The organism is Leptolyngbya sp. FACHB-36 (assembly GCF_014695955.1).
GTDB lineage: Bacteria > Cyanobacteriota > Cyanobacteriia > Leptolyngbyales > Leptolyngbyaceae > FACHB-36.
The window spans coordinates 1-2161 of the sequence record NZ_JACJPG010000080.1; the positions used below are offsets into that span (position 1 = coordinate 1).

At 58.0% G+C, this 2161-nt stretch carries 2 protein-coding genes; both read right to left on the reverse strand.

What is annotated here, in order from left to right; all coding sequences use genetic code 11:
* The coding region (locus H6F43_RS01145) for a 2-succinylbenzoate--CoA ligase (RefSeq protein WP_190340192.1) at window positions 1-1555 on the reverse strand (1555 nt) is incomplete at its 3' end.
* Window positions 1501-2161, reverse strand: a 661-nt coding sequence (gene menC / locus H6F43_RS01150; protein WP_190340193.1) for an o-succinylbenzoate synthase, incomplete at its 5' end; no start/stop codon positions are given. The genes menC and H6F43_RS01145, both read right to left, overlap by 55 nt.

A 2161-nucleotide genomic window follows, 5' to 3' on the forward strand; every position in this document is an offset into this window, starting at 1 on the left:
AGCGTCGATCGCCTCGTGAGTCGCGCCCTGACTCGCAACGTGTGTATTGATCCAGCGACGCGCCGCCGGATTCCGCTACCCGATGTTCTGATTCAGTGGCATCAGCAGTGGTCGGCATCTGATCGCTGACGATCGCTCGAACTGCGTCTCGATTCAGCTTCCCTTGAGCGTTGCGCGGCAGTCGATCGACCGCAATCCAGCGTTTGGGACGTTTAAATCTGCTGAGTTTTCCATCCAGAGCCGTGTGCAGCAAATCGGCTGGAAGGGATGCCTGACGCGGGACATAAATGGCGCTAACCACTTGCCCCCAGTGGCGATCGTCCACTCCAACGACGCACACATCTGCAACCAGTTCCGTCGATCGAATGGCGGCTTCCACCTCTGCCGGGAACACATTTTCGCCTCCGGTAATGATTTTGTCGCTGCGGCGTCCGACAAGATGCAGATTACCCTGGTCGTCGAAAAAGCCCAGATCATCCGTCTGGAAGTGGTCCGACTCAAAACGCGTTGGGTAGTAGCCTAACGCCAGTGATTCAGCGGCGATCGTCACGATTCCCGTCTGATTCGCCGCCAGCACCTCGCCCAGCGGACTCCGAATCGTCACAGCCGCATGGGGAAGCACCTGCCCACAGCCTGTGCCGCCACTAAGAAACGCCTCTGGTTTCAGCGTCACAACCTGCGAGGCGGTTTCCGTCATGCCATACGTCGGTGCAAGGGGAATTCGGCGCGATCGAGCTTGCTCTAGTAGCTCAGCCCACGCAGGAGCACCGCCCAGAAGAACCGTGCGGAAGGACGTGAGACGCGAAGCGTTCGGAGACTGTAGAAGGCGGTGGAGCTGCGTCGGAACCAGGGAGAAAAAGAACTGACTAAAGTCTACGTCGGGATAGCTGCCTGACTCGATCGCCTTGAACGGCTGCACGATCAACCGTCCGCCCGAGGTAAAGGAGCGGAGAAACTGCATCAAGCCGCTGACGTGGTAAAGCGGCAGTACGCAGAAGGAGCAGACGCGATCGACGCCGAAATACTGGCGAAACCCCTGCACCGACGCCATCAGCGTATCCCAGGTGTGCATCGCGAAGCGGATGCTGCCGGAGGAGCCACCCGTAGGAATGAGGATGAGCGGCAGCGAACCGGTTGCAGGTTGAATGTTGAATTTTGTTCGCGCTGCGTGTAATACACGCTTTTCGGTTGCGTAGCGTTCCATAGACACCGAGATGCGTTGATGCGGCTCCCCAGTACCCAGTGCCCAATCTCCAGTTCCCCAAATCACATCGGGTTGAACAAGCTGGAAAACTTGTTGCCGTTCGGCTGCGCCCCACTGAGGATTGGCGAGAACGACGCGGCAGTTGGCAGCGCACGCCGCGACAAAGTGAGCAAGAAACTGCACGGGGTCAACGTCTGCAATCAGAACCGTAAGGGGTGCATCAGGAGACGATCGCTCCTCCAACGCCTGCAACGTCTGATCCACCGACTGGAAAAACGATCGATTGTCGTGCCCAATTAGCCAATCGTCGTTGGCTCGCTGCCGCCAATACTCTCTAGCTCCTCGTTCCATTTTTCCTCCTGGAAATAATCGAACTCGTCAAACGTTCCTTCATATCCCACAGCTCGATCGCGCCCCAAGTCTGCTGCCAGTCGGAGTCCTGCTTGCCGCCCGATCGCCGTCTCAAACACCGTAGAGAACACGGCGTCGATGGATCGCGATCGACAGAACTGGCGTAGGCGAATGGGCGATCCGGCGATCGCGGGCTTGATAACGAAAATGCCGCTCCAGCCTTGGTCGTAGTGCGTACAAAGCTGCGGCAGCGTCGCAACCGACTCATCTAGCGCGATCGAGGTGCGGTAGCGATCGCTCAAGGACTGCATCGTGGTGAATTGATGCGGGGGCAAGGGCTGCTCTAGATACTCCACCTGCACAGAGCGCTCAGTGGCATTGAGGCGATCGCAGCGCTCTAGCCACTGTTCTGCTTCGTTTAAGCTCAATCCACCATTGGCATCCAGGCGCAGGTTTACCACAGGCAGGGCTTGAATCAGATGCTCAAAAACCACGAGTTCCTGGGCGATCGGCTCGACCCCAATCTTCCACTTCAGCGTCCGAAATCCCTGCTGATGGAGCATTTTCCATGCAGACAGCGCGGCTTCTCCCGCAGGCAGCAAGCGA